The 15,304-nt window shown below is 60.0% G+C and carries 15 protein-coding genes; 4 read left to right on the forward strand and 11 right to left on the reverse strand.

Annotated features, from left to right (window positions below):
* Window positions 1-10 precede the first annotated feature (10 nt).
* Together fahA and hmgA are read right to left on the reverse strand one after the other, a co-directional pair.
* Complete coding sequence (gene fahA, locus AC07V4_RS12665; RefSeq protein WP_492636950.1) at window positions 11-1,297, reverse strand: fumarylacetoacetase; 1,287 nt, start codon at window positions 1,295-1,297, stop codon at window positions 11-13.
* A gap of 3 nt (window positions 1,298-1,300) precedes the next feature.
* Complete coding sequence (gene hmgA, locus AC07V4_RS12670) at window positions 1,301-2,584, reverse strand: homogentisate 1,2-dioxygenase (protein ID WP_492636949.1); 1,284 nt, start codon at window positions 2,582-2,584, stop codon at window positions 1,301-1,303.
* A 120-nt stretch (window positions 2,585-2,704) separates the two neighbouring features.
* On the opposite strand from hmgA, the gene AC07V4_RS12675 reads away from it, so the two are divergent.
* Window positions 2,705-3,484, forward strand: coding sequence for an IclR family transcriptional regulator (locus AC07V4_RS12675; protein WP_492636948.1), 780 nt, complete (start codon window positions 2,705-2,707; stop codon window positions 3,482-3,484).
* Window position 3,485: 1 nt separating this feature from the next.
* Here AC07V4_RS12675 and dacB read toward each other — a convergent pair whose 3' ends face one another.
* From dacB to AC07V4_RS12720, 9 genes are all read right to left on the reverse strand, one after another.
* On the reverse strand, window positions 3,486-4,943 hold the full coding sequence (gene dacB / locus AC07V4_RS12680) for a D-alanyl-D-alanine carboxypeptidase/D-alanyl-D-alanine endopeptidase (RefSeq protein ID WP_492636947.1): 1,458 nt from the start codon (window positions 4,941-4,943) through the stop codon (window positions 3,486-3,488).
* Between the two features lie 54 nt (window positions 4,944-4,997).
* On the reverse strand, window positions 4,998-6,038 hold the full coding sequence (locus AC07V4_RS12685) for a YncE family protein (RefSeq protein ID WP_492636946.1): 1,041 nt from the start codon (window positions 6,036-6,038) through the stop codon (window positions 4,998-5,000).
* Complete coding sequence (locus AC07V4_RS12690; protein WP_492636945.1) at window positions 6,038-8,452, reverse strand: TonB-dependent siderophore receptor; 2,415 nt, start codon at window positions 8,450-8,452, stop codon at window positions 6,038-6,040. The genes AC07V4_RS12685 and AC07V4_RS12690 overlap by 1 nt, the downstream gene beginning before the upstream one ends.
* Before the next feature lie 109 nt (window positions 8,453-8,561).
* Complete coding sequence (locus AC07V4_RS12695; protein ID WP_492636944.1) at window positions 8,562-9,497, reverse strand: glutathione S-transferase family protein; 936 nt, start codon at window positions 9,495-9,497, stop codon at window positions 8,562-8,564.
* Between the two features lie 76 nt (window positions 9,498-9,573).
* The gene (locus AC07V4_RS12700) at window positions 9,574-9,846 is read right to left on the reverse strand and encodes a GIY-YIG nuclease family protein (protein ID WP_431752735.1); all 273 of its coding nucleotides are present in this window, start codon (window positions 9,844-9,846) and stop codon (window positions 9,574-9,576) included.
* Window positions 9,847-9,882: 36 nt separating this feature from the next.
* Window positions 9,883-10,353, reverse strand: a complete 471-nt coding sequence (locus AC07V4_RS12705; RefSeq protein WP_492636943.1) for a nuclear transport factor 2 family protein — start codon at window positions 10,351-10,353, stop codon at window positions 9,883-9,885.
* A 100-nt stretch (window positions 10,354-10,453) separates the two neighbouring features.
* The gene (locus AC07V4_RS12710) at window positions 10,454-11,092 is read right to left on the reverse strand and encodes a DUF1120 domain-containing protein (protein WP_492636942.1); all 639 of its coding nucleotides are present in this window, start codon (window positions 11,090-11,092) and stop codon (window positions 10,454-10,456) included.
* A gap of 191 nt (window positions 11,093-11,283) precedes the next feature.
* Window positions 11,284-11,925 carry a response regulator gene (locus AC07V4_RS12715; protein ID WP_492636941.1) on the reverse strand — a complete coding sequence of 214 codons (642 nt, stop codon included), beginning with the start codon at window positions 11,923-11,925 and terminating at the stop codon, window positions 11,284-11,286.
* Window positions 11,926-12,124: 199 nt separating this feature from the next.
* Window positions 12,125-12,940: a response regulator gene (locus AC07V4_RS12720; protein ID WP_492636940.1), complete on the reverse strand. Its 816-nt coding sequence runs from the start codon at window positions 12,938-12,940 to the stop codon at window positions 12,125-12,127.
* 372 nt (window positions 12,941-13,312) lie between these two features.
* Between AC07V4_RS12720 and AC07V4_RS12725 the strand changes: the two genes are divergently transcribed.
* Genes AC07V4_RS12725 through AC07V4_RS12735 form a run of 3 tightly spaced genes read left to right on the forward strand, consistent with a single transcriptional unit; the run spans window position 13,313 to window position 15,275 of the window.
* Window positions 13,313-13,951: a DUF1120 domain-containing protein gene (locus tag AC07V4_RS12725; RefSeq protein ID WP_492636939.1), complete on the forward strand. Its 639-nt coding sequence runs from the start codon at window positions 13,313-13,315 to the stop codon at window positions 13,949-13,951.
* Between the two features lie 38 nt (window positions 13,952-13,989).
* Window positions 13,990-14,613, forward strand: coding sequence for a DUF1120 domain-containing protein (locus AC07V4_RS12730; RefSeq protein ID WP_492636938.1), 624 nt, complete (start codon window positions 13,990-13,992; stop codon window positions 14,611-14,613).
* A 38-nt stretch (window positions 14,614-14,651) separates the two neighbouring features.
* Window positions 14,652-15,275, forward strand: coding sequence for a DUF1120 domain-containing protein (locus AC07V4_RS12735; protein ID WP_492636937.1), 624 nt, complete (start codon window positions 14,652-14,654; stop codon window positions 15,273-15,275).
* Window positions 15,276-15,304: the final 29 nt, after the last annotated feature.

The raw sequence follows: 15,304 nt of genomic DNA on the forward strand, positions 1-15,304 counted from the left end.
CCCTGCCCCCTTAGCGCGCCGCAACCACGGTACCCCGGCATTCGCCGAAGCCAATGGAGGTAAACCCTTCGCGGCTGCAACGGGCGCGCAGGATGATTTCGTCGCCGTCTTCGAGGAACTTGCGCACCTCGCCGGAGGCCAGTTCAATCGGCTTTTTACCACCTTCAGTGATTTCCAGCAGGCTGCCGAACTGCCCCGGCTGCGGCCCGGACAAGGTGCCCGAACCAAACAGGTCACCGGCCTGCAACTGGCAACCATTGACGCTGTGGTGTGCCACCATTTGCGCCACGGTCCAGTACATGTGCTGGGTGTTGCTCAAGGTCAGGCGATGGGCCGGCAGGTTCTGCTCGCGCATCGAAGCGGTGGTCAGCAGCACCTCCAGTTCGATATCGAAAGCGCCCGCTTTCTGGTCACGGTTATCCAGCAGGTACGGCAGCGGTTGCGGGTCGCCTGCAGGGCGTGCCGGCTGCGCTTTGCGGAACGGCTCCAGTGCTTCGGCCGTCACCACCCATGGCGAGATGCTGGTGATAAAGCTCTTGGACAAAAACGGCCCCAGCGGCTGGTATTCCCAGGCTTGGATATCCCGCGCCGACCAGTCGTTGAGCAGGCAGAAACCGGCGATGTGTTCAGCCGCGTCGCCAATGGCAATCGAGTCCCCCATGGCATTGCCCTGGCCGATCCAGATACCCAGTTCCAACTCGTAATCCAGGCGCGCGCACGGGCCGAAGGTCGGCTCGGTCTGGCCTGCTGGCAGGGTCTGGCCCTTGGGACGGCGCACGTCCGTGCCCGATGGACGAATGGTCGAGGCACGGCCGTGATAGCCAATCGGCACGTATTTGTAGTTCGGCAGCAAGGGGTTGTCGGGACGGAACAGTTTGCCGACGTTCTGCGCGTGTTCGATACCGACATAGAAATCGGTGTAGTCGCTGATCTTCGCCGGCAAGTGCATCTGGCAATCCACGGCGCGGTGCAGCACCTGGGCCTCGCGGGTTTGCAATGGGCTGCCTTCGGCCAGCAGCTCCAACAGGCGCTCGCGCAGGGCAACACGTGGGCCACGGCCCAGTTCGAAAAAACCATTCAACTGGCCGCCAGCCGTTGCCTCGATGGCACGCCGGGCTTCACCCTCGAACTCGTTCAGGGCGGCGTGCAGATCGAAGATTGCGTCGCCAATCGCCACGCCGCTACGCGGGGCCGAGCCATTGATGCTGAACACCCCCAGCGGCAGGTTTTGCAGGGGAAAATCGCGGTGACCGTTGGCGGAGGCCACCCAGCTGCGGGTTAGCGTTGGTTGGGTCATGGGTTATCTCCGGTTCGGGTTGAAGGTGGCGGGCAGCGAAGCCCAGCACGCGTCGTAAGTGTTTTGCAACTGCGGGCAGTCCAGAGCGAACTGCGTGGGACGCAGCACTTGGCTGGTCTCGAACATGAAAGCCATGGTGTTATCGATCCTGTGCGGCGCCAGCTCCACGTTGATGGCCTTGGTGCAGGTCTCGCCGTCCGGGCCGTGGGCGCTCATGCAACTGTGCAGCGACGCGCCACCGGGCAGGAAGCCTTCGGCCTTGGCGTCGTAGACGCCCTGGATCAGGCCCATGTACTCGTTCATCAGGTTGCGGTGGAACCAAGGCGGACGGAAGGTGTTCTCGGCCACCATCCAACGCGGCGGGAAGATCACGAAGTCGAGGTTGGCCAGGCCGTGAGTGCTGGTGGGTGAGGTCAATACGGTGAAAATCGACGGGTCCGGGTGATCGAAACTCACGGTGCCGATGGTGTTGAAGCGACGCAGGTCGTATTTGTACGGCACGTTGTTGCCGTGCCAGGCCACGACGTTCAACGGCGAATGGTCCAACTCGCAGGCCCACAGCTCGCCGAGGAATTTCTGTACCAGCGTGGTCGGTTGCTTGAGGTCTTCGTAATGCGCGACCGGCGTCAGAAAGTCACGCGGGTTCGCCAAGCCGTTGCTGCCGATAGGCCCGAGATCCGGCAGGCGCAGCGGCGCGCCGTGGTTTTCGGCAACGTAGCCGCGGGCTTCGGCGTCCAACAGCTCGATGCGGAATTTCAATCCTCGCGGCAGCACCACGATTTCCAACGGTTCGACATCCAGCACGCCCAGTTCAGTGGCAATGCGCAGGCGGCCCTGCTCGGGCACGATCAGCAGCTCGCCGTCGGCGTTGAAGAACACGCGCTCCATCGAGCGGTTGGCGCGGTAGTTGTAGATACTGATGCCCGAGGGTTTTTCCGACCCCGAATTGGCAACCATGCCGACGAGCCCATCGATAAAGTCCGTCGGTTCGCTGGGAATATCCAACGGGTTCCAACGCAAGCGATTCGGCGTCACTGCGCCCAGTGGCCCACCCGCCAGTTGACGATCCAATTTTACGAACGCCGGGTGATTGGCCGACGGCTGAATACGGTACAGCCAGGTGCGGCGGGCTTCGCTGCGCGCCATGGTGAAAGCCGTGCCGGAAAACAGTTCGGTGTAGAGGCCGTAGGGCGCTTTTTGCGGGGAGTTCTGGCCGACGGGCAGCGCGCCAGGCAGGGCTTCGCTGGCGAATTCATTGCCAAAACCCGATTGGTATTCGAGGTTCATGGATCATCCTCTGTATGGAAGTTGTTTTTATCGTAATCCAGTTACGCATAACGTAATTTGAACACTATCGACCGTCAAGCTATAAAGACGCCCATTCATCTCTCGGATTCTCGCCCTTCCATGGAAAAGCCCCGCGACACCGGTAAACAGAAAGTCCGCTCGGCCGAAGTGGGCACCGATATCCTCAAGGCCCTCGCCGAACTATCGCCGGCCACCTCACTGTCGCGCCTGGCCGAACATGTGCAAATGCCGGCGAGCAAGGTCCATCGCTATTTACAGGCGCTGATCGCCTCGGGCTTTGCCGAACAGAATACCGCCACCAACCATTACGGCCTGGGCCGTGAAGCCTTGCGTGTGGGCCTGGCCGCGCTGGGCAGCATGGACGTATTGAAAGTCGGTGCGATGCCCCTGGCGGAACTGCGCGACGAGTTGAACGAAACCTGCTTCCTGGCGGTGTGGGGCAACCAGGGCGCGACCGTGGTGCAGATCGAGCCGGCCGTACGCGCCGTCACCGTGGTGACGCAATTGGGTTCGGTGTTGCCGCTGCTCAGTTCGTCCACCGGGCTGGTGTTCAGCGCCTACCTGCCGTCGCGGGAAACGGTTGAATTGCGCGAGCGTGAGATCCAGGCCGGTAGCGCCCACACCCTGGCCGACGACCAGGCTTACGCCAGCGCCTGTGAACAGATCCGCAAGCGCGGCCTGCACTTTGTGCACGGTTTGCTGATGCCTGGCGTGGACGCGTTGTCGGCCCCCGTGTTCAACGCGGTCGGACAAGTGGTGGCGGTGATGACCGTGGTTGGCCCCACCTCCTTGTTCCACGCCGATGAAGATGGCCCGGCGGCGCAGCACTTGCTGGCGGCGACCCGGGCCGTGAGCTGGCGCATGGGCTATCAGCCCTGAATCAATCGTTCCAGCGTGACAGCGCCTCTGCCACACGGTTTTCCACGCCCTTGACCTGCGCGCCCGCCACCACATAGTTGTTGCTGATCATGGAGAACACCAACCGGCGTCCGTGGGCGTCGGTGATGTAGCCGCTCAAGGACGACACACCGCCCATGGAGCCGGTCTTGGCATGCAGGTTGTTTTCCGCTGGCGTGCCCTTCAGGCGATAACGCAGGCTGCCGCCGGTCATGCGGTCGATATTGCCGGCCACCGGCAGCGCGTTGTACCAGGCGTTGAACCACGGCTGCTTGCTGGCGGCCAGCAGCACATCCGTAAGGTTTTGCGACGACACCAGGTTACGCCGCGACAGACCCGAGCCATCCACCTGGTTCAGCGTCGCCGTATCCAGCCCCTGACGCTTGAGAAACCCGGCCACCGCCACCGCGCCCGCCGCCGCCGTGCCGCTGTTGGCAGTCTTGCGGCCCATGGCCTTGAGCAAGGCTTCGGACATATTGTTGTTCGAGAGCTTGAGCAACGGAGTGATCAACTCCTGCAGCGGCGCTGATTGGTGCTCAGCCAGCACGGTCGCCGTGGCCGGGCTCGTCCCGCCCATCACTCGACGCCCCGACACGCTGATGCCCTGCTGTGCCAGCGCTTGCTCAAACAGGTTGGCCACCAACTGCGTCGGCTCCCACACGCTGACCAATTGCTCGCTCTGCTTGCCCGGGGCGACAGCGCCGCTGAGCTGCAACAGGTTGGTGCCATGACGGCGGTTGATCCCGTAGGTGTTGCCCGGGCCGCTGGTGGCGTGGTTGCTCAGTTGCAGGTAGTTGGTCGGCGGAAAAATATCGACCGTCACCGGCAAACCGACGCGCACCGGTGCCTTGGCCGTGACCAACACACTGCCTGCATCAAAATCGGTATTGGGTGATACGGTCAGCGCCGAAATCTGCGCGCCGTAGTAGGTGGTTTCATCATCATGGGACCAATCCACACCCAAGCGCTCGGCATCGAACCAGGTGTCATCAAACACCAGGTCGCCCTGTACCTGGCGGATGCCCTGGCTGGCCAACTGCGCCGCCAGTGCCTGGTAGTCGGCAAACTGGATGGTCGGATCGCCCAAGCCGCGTAGGTAGAGGTTGCCGGTGAGGCGATCACCCTGGCGTAGGCCATTGCTCAACAGCTGTGTCGAGAAACGGTATTGCGGGCCCAACACGTCCATCGCCGCCGCAGTGGTCAACAGCTTGAGGTTGGAAGCCGGCACCAGCCGTGTACGCGGGTTGTGCTGATAGAGCGTGGCACCCGTATTGGTATCACGCACCATCAAGGAAACGCTGGCGCCGTGCAGTGCCGGGTCGGCCAGCAGTTGGTCCAGGTTATGCCCGCCCGCCGTCTTCGACGGCGTGGCGCAACCACTGAGCAACAGCCCAAAACCCAGCGCCATTGCGCCGGCGTGTATCCATCGTCCCCACTGCATAAACCTGGCATTCCTGAATCGTCGAGAGTGCGCAGCTTGGTTAATTAACCGCGCTCAATCAAGTGCCAGGGTGGTGACAGAGAATGTACCAGCCTGAAACTGCGGGTCGGGCTTGGGTTCGGCCTGGCTCGGTGCGGGCTGGTTGAAATCCATCGCCGGCAGGTAAACCCGCTGGCGTTGCGCGTCGAAGGCCATGTTGTAGGCCATCGGCACGGTGCTGACGGTGGCTGCCAGGGCGTAATGATCGGCATCCTGCTGATCGATCACCATCAGGTTCGCGTCCACGCCGCTGGGAATCAGCAAACGACGATGTTGCGCGTCATAGGCCAGCGCGTTCACATCGCGCCCAATCGGCAGCTTGGCCTTGACCTCACCGGTTTCACGATCCGCAACGATCAGTACCGGCGCGTCACCTCGGCATGCTACGAACAAACGCTGGCGTTCGACATCCTGGGCCAATGCACTGGGTCTGGGGCAGTCAGTGAATTGCCAGGTGTCGAGCACGGCAAAGGTGTCGGCCGCATATCGGGCGACCTTGCCTTCATCACGCATTGGCAGGAAGAAACTGCCATCGCCCTTGAGCAGCAGCGGATCAATCTTCTTCACCGCCAACTCATGGGCGCCTGTAATGCGCTCCTGCTTGGGATCGAACTCAAACAGCGTCGAGCGATCCGCCCGGCGCCCACTGACGATGATCACCTTGCCGGTCGACGGCTCGTACACCGCGCTGTTGAGGTTGCTTTGCGCCACGGCAATGCGCTTGAGCGATTTGAGTGTGGATAACTGCACCACACTCAAGCTGCCATCGGTGTTGAGCACGAACACGCGGTCCAACTCAGGCACGAACACCACACCGTTGGCGCCGTCGGACTGCGCGACGGTCTTGACCACTCGCTGATGCTGTACGTCAAACACCGTCAGGCCGTTCTCGCGGCGGGCCAGGAACAGATAGGGGCGCGTAGGATCGAGGCCGACGAAACCCCAGCTGTGCCCAGAGCCGGGCAAGGTCACCCGGTGTTCGCGGTGAATGGCGGCAGTGTCTGCTGCCGCTGAGGTGCTGATAAACAGGGCCAGTAACCAGGCGTACTTTTTCATCAGAAGGTCAACGTGCTGGAAATCGACACCTGCCGGGCATCGCCGACAGATACGAACTGCGTGTTCACCGAAGAGGTGTAGTAGGTGCGGTCGAACAGGTTCTTCACGTTGAGCTGGAACTTGACCTTCTGCCCATCAATCTTGGTGTCATAGGTGGCAAACGCGTCGGCGACGGTGTAGCTCGGCAGTTCGAAGCTGTTGGCCGCATCCCCTGCCCGCTCGCCCACATAACGCGCACCGGCACCGACCCGCAGTTGATCGCCGCCGAGGATACTGCCGAAGTCATACACTGCCGACAGCGAGGCGGTGTTCTTCGCCACGTTTTGCAGGTCGTTGCCTTTGTATTTGCTGTCCTCGACCACCACCGCATCGGTATAGGCGTAGCTGCCGATCAGGCTCCAGTTGTCGGTCAACTGCCCGCTGGCATCCAGTTCCAGGCCACGGGAACGCACCTTGCCGGCGACGCTGTACACCGAGGCCAGCCCATCGCCCACTTGCACCAGCACGTTGCGTTTTTCGATGTTGAACAGCGCCGCACTCGCGGTAATGCGCCCCGGCATGTCGAACTTGGTGCCCAGCTCCCAGGCTTTGGATTGCTCCGGTTCAAGGCTGCCGTCCAGTACGGTTTTGTTGGCCAGCGGCGCGATGGTGGAGTTGGGTTTGAACGACTCGGTGTAGCTGCCATAGAACGACAGCTGGTCGGTGTAGCGGTACACCAGGCCGGCACGTGGCACCCACTTCTGACCATTGCCATCGGTGTTGGCGGTGAACGGCACGCCTTTGCCGGCGTATTGGTCGTACATCTGGTAGCGCGCGCCGCCCACCAGGATCCACTGGTCAGTCAGGTGGATGGCATCCTGGAAGAACAGCGAGTCGCTGCGCAGCAGGTCCGTCTGGTTGCTGTCCGGAGCACTGACGGTGGTGCCGGCGACTTCGTTACCGTACACCGGATTGTTGTAGTTAAAAACGCCACGCGGCGACTGGCGGATCAGGTCGGCGCGGTAGATCTTGCGGTACTCATCGTCCAGGCCGAACACCAGGTCGTGCTGCATGCCGGCGACGTTGACCTTGCCTTCGAGGCTAGCGGTGGCGAAGCGGTCGGTGGTCAGTGCACCTTGAGTGCCGTCCATGCTGCGGGTCAGGGTGCCGTTGGTGTTGACCTTGACCACGCGTACCTGGCTGGCGTCGTAGGTCTCGCGGTTCCAGCTGTAGCCGAAGTGGGCTTTCCAGTCTTCGTTCAAGTCGTGGTCGACTTCCAGGCGGTACAGGTCGGAGCGGCCTTCCATATTGTTGAACGGCTCGTCCAGGCGGCGGGTCGAGGGGATGTTCAATGGATGGTTGGTCTTGGGATCGATGGCGGTGCCACGGTCGAACGGCGAGAGGAATTCGCGGTGTTCATAGGCGAAGACCACCTTGGTGGTGTCGCCGTACCAGGCCAGGGATGGCGCCACCAGCGTCTCGCGGTGGGTGCCGAAATTGCGCCAGTAGTCTTCGTCTTCATGGTCAACGATCAGGCGATAAGCCAAGCCGCTGTCACCAACCGGGCCGGTGGTGTCGAGGTTGCCGCCGCTGCCGTTCTTGCCGTCGCCGAAGGTCGAGCCACGGACCGTCAGGGAGGTGGACTGCACCAACTCGGGCTTTTTACTGACGATATTGACCACGCCGCCCGGGTCCTGGATGCCGTACAGCAACGACGACGGGCCTTTGAGCACTTCGACGCGCTCGGCGGTGGAATTCAACGCGCGGCCCTGCACCAAGGGCATGCCGTCTTGCATGATCGAGCCGTTACGGTTGTCGCCAAAGCCGCGCAACATGACCGCGTCCTGGGTGCTGCCGAGGGTGTTGGCCTGGGTGATGCCGCTGATGTTACTCAGCGCGTCATCCAGGTTGCGCGGTTGTTGATCACGCAGCACTTGGGCAGGCACCACGTTGACGGTTTGCGGGGTTTCCAGCAGCAGCCCCTGGGAGCGCATCACCGAACTGGTGGGTGGCGGCTGGTAGCTGGTGGTGTCCTGGGATGGGCTGGCACCGCTGATGGTCGTCGCACCGAGGTTGACCGCACCTTCGGTGAGCGCAGGTTCCAGGGCCAGGGTCCGGGCGTCGATCTGGCGGAAGGTGAAACCGGATTGGCTCAGCAGACGCTGCAAGGCCTGGGTCGCGCTCATCTGGCCACTGACCGCCGGGGCGTTGAGACCGTAGGGGGCTTCGTCGGTGTAGATCACGCTGATCCCGGTGACCCGGCTGAAATCGCTCAAGGCCTGGGGCAGCGGCTTGGCTGCCAGGGCAAAGTTGAACTGGGCGCTTTGCTGCTCCTGCGCCTGTGCCACGGCCAGGGGCAGCAACGCCAGCCCCGACACCGCCAATACCGAGGCTCCCAGCCACTGTTTAACCAAACCGCCCGCCGTCGACTTCATGCTGTGAGAACCCGTGTAGAAAACGCTGTTAATGCGAATAGATCGCAGTTTCAAGCACTACACGGATGGGCTGGCGATTTACCTCACCTTTGTTTGCAAATATTTTTGTTTATTGCGCCTGAATGCGAAAACCCATGCGCGGGAAGTGCACATGCACGGTGCCGGCGCGGTCATCGGTGCGGCGCAGGATCAGCTCTTCGCGGCCTGCGAACAGCAGCTCACCCGCCACTGGGTCGGTGCCGTAGTCGGTGGCCGAAATGGTCACCTGCTGGCCCGCCTTGAAGCCGTTCAAATCCTCGAACACCTCATCGGGCAGCACGGCTGGAGCGGCATGACGCGCCACCTCCAAGGCTTGCGCGGCGCTCATCTCACTGGCGGTGCCATGACCGAAACTCAGCACCCGCGCCAGCCAGGCGCTGACGGTGGGATAGGCATCAACGAGCGGCGCCGTCACCGACGAGCCTTTGAGGAACCACAACGGGTGGGCCAGGGCAAAGTCGGCAATCGAAGGCTCGCCGAACAGGAAATCCCCCGCCTCGTGGCGCAATTGCTGGTCGATACGGCTGATGATCGCCGGCCATTGGTGCTTGGCCTGATCCAACTGTAGGCGGGTCATCGCACCGCCGCTGAACAGTTTGGCGCGGTCGGCCACCAGCACTTCGATCATCTGCGGTGGCACCTTGGCGAATTTAACCGCCAGGGATTCCGGCTGGAACACCAGCGCCACGGCATGGGAGAACACCACCGAGTCGGCCCAGGCGGCGAAGCCTTGGGTCACCAGTTCCAAGCCAAGGGGGAACAGTGCCGGCGAGGTTTTTTCCTGTTCCAGGCGTCGTGCGATCAATGCGGTGTCACAGTAGATATCGGCGCCAACCTGCAACACCGGTGTCTTGCGATAGCCACCGGTGAGCGCGGTGAGGTCCGGCTTGGGCATCACCGGCGAGATCATCACCGAGCGCCAGGACAACCCCTTGAAGCCCAGCAGCAGACGGGCTTTTTCAGCGAATGGGGACTGCGGGTAGTGATGGAGAATCAACTCAGACATACCAGGCTCCGCTCGAATAGGTGAGCCGCTAGCTTAGCCTGCCAGACCAGCAGTGCGTCAGATGGGAACCTATCAGTCAGGCTGATGAACCACTCGCCGCCAGGCATTCCTTGGCGCTTTTCCTGAGTTTCTTGATCAGCCGCTCCTGGCGCAGGGCATCGGCTTTGCTGGCACACGCTTCGGTGTACACCAACGCAACTGCCGGACTGGAAAGAAAGAACCGCGCCCCCTTGCCACTCTGGTGCATGGCAAACCGACGCACCGGATCATTGCTGATGCCGCAATACAGCGCGCCATTGGCGGCGCGCACCAGATAAACGAACCAGGGTTTGGGGTCAGGCGTGTTCACAGATGGCGTCGGCAAGGGAAAGAAGCGCCAAGCTTATCAACGACTGGCCTGGAATGCCTTCAAACCGCGCAGTGCCTGGGTACGCACGGCGTTTTTCACCAACGGTGTCCAGCCCAACAGCAGCCCCTTGGCACCCAGTGCCTGACGCGACCAGCGCCACAGGTCGAAGCTGTCGTGGTGTTCGCAGATCTTGCCGTCCCGGAATACAAAGCGTGCCTGGATATCATTGACCACGGTGTTGCCGGTGGCGCTGAACAGGTAGCTGGCGACCCAATGCGCACTGCCGCTGCGTTCATCGCTGCGCACGTTGTCGAAGGTCAGGGAGAAATCCTTGGCGCGAGTGGTGAGCATGCGCCACATATCGCCAACATCACGCCCACGCAGTTCGCCGAAGGCCGGGTCGCTGAAGACCACGTCGTCGGTGTAGCAGGCAGCCATGGCTTCGGCGTCCAGACGCTGGAATGCCTCGTAGAAACGGGTGATCAGGGCAGTGTGGGCATCACTCATGGGCAGGCTCTTCGATTATGGACAGGTGAGCTGCACGATAATCCGCAGCGTAGGGGAAAGCCATGGGCATTCGCCAGCCGAATGAGTGATGCACTTGTCGTTACAGGTAGACAATATCCAAGGTCGCGCTGCCGTCGATCAGGATTTCCTCTGTCACCGGTAGTTGGCGCTTGTCCGTGATCGTCGTTGCAATGACCACATCGGTTTTAAACACCTGCATGGGAAGTGGTACGGCACCTATCCCCCCGGCGCTCGTGAGGGAACGCATCCAGTTTGGCTGCCAGATAGTACCATCAGAAGCATCCATCCAGGTTTGACCATTCACGGACTCAATGACGGCCTTCGGAATATCGTCAGCGGTAGCGTTAAGCATTTTCAATCTATACCAGCCGATTTTCTTGTTGCCCGTGGCCAGTCCCAAACCGTAATTGGGCATTCCATGATCCGGCTCCGCAGAAGTTCCTGCTCGGTTATCCGTCCCCTTGAGAGCGATCAAGGTCGCAGCGTCACAATTGACTATCAATTGCAGGGTAGCTTCGGGTAATGGGGTAGCTGAGTTGCCAAGGTCCTGAACCGATATTTTCCCATGGTCCACCACCCCGCCGGCCGACAGCGTCGGTGTACAGGCTGATGGGGTAATGGTTCCTGTGACATTCAAGTCCACGCTGGAAGCGGCATACACAGGGGACACTGCTGCCAATACGAAGGCAGCAGCCATTAAAGTCAACGACTGTTTCATAAGGGTTGCACTCATACTTAGAATCTAAGTAAACGATTCAATTATCAGACTAGGGTTTTAATGCCACCTTCTAACAAGACGGCAGCACCCAACCAATGTAATAGATTCACAAACCCGTCCAAATACAAGTATTACGAATACCCTCTCACAACTAACCACAAATAAAACCCAAACCATCACAGGAAATAATTTTAAATTTTAGGCACCATGCCACTTTCCCTGGCATACGCGTACAAATCGACGTCGGTCGAAATACACAACCGCAACATCGCCGTACTCTTTTGCTTACTGATGGTGGAAATACTGCGATTGACCTGAGCGGCGATCTGGCTGACGGTCATGCCACTGGCCAGCATTCGCACCACTTCGCGCTCCTTGCCAGAAAGTTGAGGTAACTCCCTTGTACTCGAAGTGCCCGCAAGATCCATCTGGGCACGAAGGCATTCACTGACGAAAGTTCGCCCATTGATCACCGTCTTCAAGGCCAACGGCAGTTCCCTCGCTGAAGCGCTCTTGGCCACAATGGCCCGAGCACCATGGTTGAACGCGGCCCTCAGTGTGGTGACATTGGCAAACATGGTCACCAGAATCACCGGCAGCGACGGGTACTGGCGCTGGAGCAAACCCAGCAACCCATAACCGTCAGCCTGCTGGTCACCCGGCATGGCGAAATCCGTGACGATTGCATCGCACGGCATACTGGCAACCAGCGCCAGCAGTTGGTCGGGGCCATTGGCCTCACCGACGACTTTGCATAAACCACTGGCCTCGATCACTACTTTCTGCCCAACACGAACAATCGGGTGATCGTCGGCAATAATTATCCGAAGCATCGTATTTTCCATGATGGCAAGTTGAATTCTTTCAAAATACATCGACAAGTCTTACACAACAACCAGCGTTCTCGGACAAACTCCCCGCAGGTAGCCAGTACTTATGAAGCACCAACTTACACCTACAAAATAAAAAGAATTAGACGACAGAAACAACCTACAAACAAAATTAAAAATTCCTACATATTCATATAAACAATCACAGACTCGCCAAATACAACAGGTAACGCTCGATGTCTCCGTTAAAGCGCTCAAGCAGTGAACGGTTCGCCGTGACCCCTGTGCGATTCACCCGTTCGATCAGGTGTATCGCACGCTGCTCAAGACCGGTATCGCCCAAAAACGCTACGCCACCGACCAGCCGGTGCAAGTGCTGGGTGGTCAGGGTGACGTCAAGGTCGTTACGCGCTTGATCCAGCGCGGCCAGATCATCGTGGGCTTCCTGAATCAGGCAAAACAACAGCGGCTCCACGATCTCCCAGAAACCGAAGGTGGCGATCAGGCTGGCACGCGTGGGGTACCTGCCGTGTAGACGCGCCAAATTGGCGGGGCGCCTGGCCTGCCGCCAATACGTTGCGGGGTCAGGCAACCAATACAACAGCACCTCGCGCAATTGCCCAAGGGTGATGGGTTTGAGCATCCAGTCATCCATGCCGCACGCCACGCAACGCTGGATCTGTGCCATATCCAGGCAGGCAGTCAAGGCAATCACAGGAATACGCGCCGCCCCTGTTTCACTTTCGCGGTGGCGCAGTTCGCGGGTCATGGCATAGCCATCCATCACCGGCATACGACAGTCGCTGATAACCAGATGAAATGGGCGTACAGCCAACACATCAAGCGCCTGCTGCCCATCCTCGACCGTTTCATGAGCCACTCCCAGCGTGTGCAGAAATGAGCCGATCAACAAGCGATACGCGCCGTGGTCATCTGCCAGCAACACCCGGATCGCTTGCCAATGCGGCGACTGGGGCATTGCACTGCCAGGACTACGACCGGCACTCGTATGCTGCATAACGACCTCACGCAAAACGATCAGCGCGTCGGCCCTGCAAGTGGCTGACGGGTGCCGACCTGACGGTCGACCTCACTCGAATAAAGGCTCTTTGATGGCGCGAAAAATATCCGAATGAGCAAATCAAGGCGATACAACAACTACGACAATTCAGTTTTTCCTACAGGCACAACCTCATTTTCCAGAGAACACCGGCACAGTCGACCACTATCGTAATAGTTGCATTCAACCGCTGAAGCCCCATCGATAAAGTTGCCGTCGCTCAGGCTAAAGAAGGCGCGATGGGGCTAAAAACCATAAGCACACTGCCAACCCCCATCCGCGCACCGCCAGAGCTCCCTGAGTCCCATTCGTTACTAGGAGCCCGATTCGATGAAAGCCTCATTTGCCACGCTGGTGGCTGCCACACTGTTTGGTGCTACATCAGGTGTACTGGCCGCCAGTAGTGTGGATTTGACCGTCAAGGGAAGTATCACCCCCAGCGCGTGCGTTCCCAGCCTTTCCCAGGGTGGCACGGTGGATTACGGCAAGATCCCGGCCAAGGATCTGTCTGTCGACACCCCAACCGAATTCCCCCCCGCCACCCTCCAGCTGAGTATCCACTGTGAGACCCCGACCCTGTTTGCCCTTAACGCAAAGGACAATCGCTTTGGCTCGTCAATCTTCCCTAGCCTGAGCTGGTATTACGGCCTGGGCTATATCAATGGTGATGAGAAATTAGGCAGCTACTCCCTGGAACTGCTTAACCCTGTCTCTGACTCCGCCGTATTCACGATCAGTTCATTCAATCAAGGCCAGAGTTGGTTGAAGTGGGGCGGCGATATGAGACATACCTACTGGAACTCATTTAGCGATACCCCGGGCACCGGTGGCCCTTACTTCCCCAAAGCGCTGAAAACGGTAACCGCCGACCTTCAGGTCATCACCTTTATTGCGCCCACCAATAGCCTGACCTTGAAGGGAGAAGCGCCCCTGGACGGTAGTGCTTCGTTGGATCTTCTGTATCTCTGACCCCGCAACTCAAACGCCACTCACAAGGACCTGTGCCCATGGATAAAACCCCCTCTGCTGCGCTTGCCATCCTGCTGGTGACGTGCGCACCCAGTGCATTTGCTTCCAGCAATACGGACTTGAGCGTCACCGGGATCATCACCCCGGCGTCCTGCACCCCCAGCCTGTCCGGTGGAGGTGTTATCGACCACGGCAAGCTGACCGCCAAGGACTTGCATCTGGAAGCGCCGACCAGCTTGAAACCCGGAGAAATGAACCTGCAAGTGCATTGCGAAGGCGAAACATTTTTCACCCTGACCACCGTCGATAACCGCGCGGGAACCTCGGCGATCAACCCGATGCACCACGGGCTGGGCATGATCAACGAGAGCCAGAAGCTAGGTAGCGTGGCCTTCGGGGTATTCGACCCAATGGCCGACAGCGTGCCAGTGCAGGCTATTTTTTCTAGCGATGGCGGGGCCAGCTGGCGTACGTCGTCGTACTTGGGGCACGCCGGCTTGACCTCGTTCGCCGCACCGAGCGATCCCACCACACCCATTGCTCTGCAAGACCTGAGCGCACGCCTGCGTGCCTTCACCATCCTCGTGCCTGCTACCGACCTGACGTTGCTCGACGAAGTACCGATCGACGGCCAAGCCACGCTGCAAATCAAATACTGGTAAGCCACCTCTCCCCTCTGCCTCTACTCAGGAGCCACACCATGAACACCGCTTTCAAATCCCTTACCGCCGCCCTGTTGCTCGCCTGCAGCACCAGTGCCTTCGCCGCGTCCAGCGTCGACTTGACTGTCAAAGGCTTGATCACTCCAAGCGCCTGCACCCCAGCCATGTCCAGTGGCGGTCTGGTGGACTACGGCAAAATTTCGGCCAAGGACCTGAATGTCGACCAAGTAACCCAGCTCGGCGAGCAAACCGTGCAACTGACCGTCACCTGTGACGCCGCAACCCTGATGGCTTTGGACGCCGACGATAACCGCGCCGGTTCGAACTACGGCAACGACATGATGGAGTTCGGCCTGGGCCTGATCAATGGCACGGAAAAACTTGGCGCCATGACCCTGCGCTTGCTCTCACCGGTCGCCGATGGCGTGGCAGCCAGGGCCATCGGCTCCGTAGACGGCGGCGTGACTTGGTTCAATGAGCCAAACCTGATGCCTTACAACCTGATCTCGGTGGCCGACGCCACTGTCGACGCCCCCATCCCGGTTCAGGTGCTCACCTCGGACCTGGTCGTCAGTCCAAAAATCGCTCCGTCCAGCCAATTGACGCTGACCAACGAAGCCGCCATTGACGGCTCGGTGACCGTCACTGTGCGCTACTTGTAAACACACCTTGAAGCGAGCAACGGCAGGTC

The organism is Pseudomonas sp. GW821-FHT03A09 (assembly GCF_059421065.1).